Annotated in this window: 1 protein-coding gene and 1 pseudogene; both read left to right on the top strand. The window is 37.8% G+C overall.

The genetic code is table 11. The annotated features are described in order from the left end of the window. Positions 1-383: pseudogene (locus G4407_RS16205) on the top strand (hypothetical protein); the annotation flags it as partial. Positions 384-417: 34 nt separating this feature from the next. Beyond that, complete coding sequence (locus G4407_RS16200; RefSeq protein WP_173689700.1) at positions 418-621, top strand: hypothetical protein; 204 nt, start codon at positions 418-420, stop codon at positions 619-621. Positions 622-784 lie beyond the last annotated feature (163 nt).

The raw sequence follows: 784 nt of genomic DNA, 5'->3' as shown, positions 1-784 counted from the left end.
AATGTGTCAGGGAATATATACAGTCGGAACCTTCTGTGGAAGATGCATTAGAAAAGGCAATTGATACCTGTATTCACCAGGATGTGCTGGCAGATTTTCTCAAGAAACATCGAGCGGAGGTGACGAATATGATCCTGACGACATATGATAAAGACTTATATGAGAAGACTTTGAAGGAAGATGCAAGAGAAGAAGGGCTTATGACAGGACGCGTTCAAGGCAGAGAGGAAGGACGCGCTGAAACCAGAGCAGAATTAAACCAATTAACCATATGTCTTCTAAATGCCAAACGCTACAACGATCTGGAACATGCCGCAAAAGACATCGAATACCAAAAGAAACTATTAAAAGAATTTGGCATTGAATTGAATGGAACTAAGTAAATTATCTGCGCTATACCAAACGGAGGTGTTGCACATGATCTTAACGACATACGATAAAGACTTGTATGAAAAGACTTTGAAAGAGGACGCAAGAGAGGAAGGTAGAGCTGAAATAATAGCAGAATTAAACCAATTAACCAAATATCTCCTAAAAGCCAAACGCTACAACGATCTGGAACGTGCCGCAAAAGACATCGAGTACCAAAACAAACTATTAAAAGAATTCGGCATTGAATAATCCTAAAACATAAATCCCATGTCCGATCACAGATTAAGATGCAATTCATCTTTTCCTGTCATCCGGCATGGGATTTTTCTTTTTAATTCTATAGAAAATTTTATTCTTTCTACTACAATATATTTATGGTTAATATCCCTTACAGCCAGTAAGGATTTATCCA

The sequence above is a fragment of the Allocoprococcus comes genome (genome assembly GCF_013300725.1).
In the GTDB taxonomy this organism is placed as follows: domain Bacteria; phylum Bacillota; class Clostridia; order Lachnospirales; family Lachnospiraceae; genus Allocoprococcus; species Allocoprococcus comes_A.
The sequence above is the reverse complement of the archived record's forward strand: the minus strand, read 5'-3'. Positions and strand labels throughout refer to the sequence as shown.

Coding starts and splice junctions, on each gene's coding strand:
- G4407_RS16200 (WP_173689700.1), top strand. CDS start 418: ATGATCTTAACGACATACGATAAAGACTTGTATGAAAAGACTTTGAAA.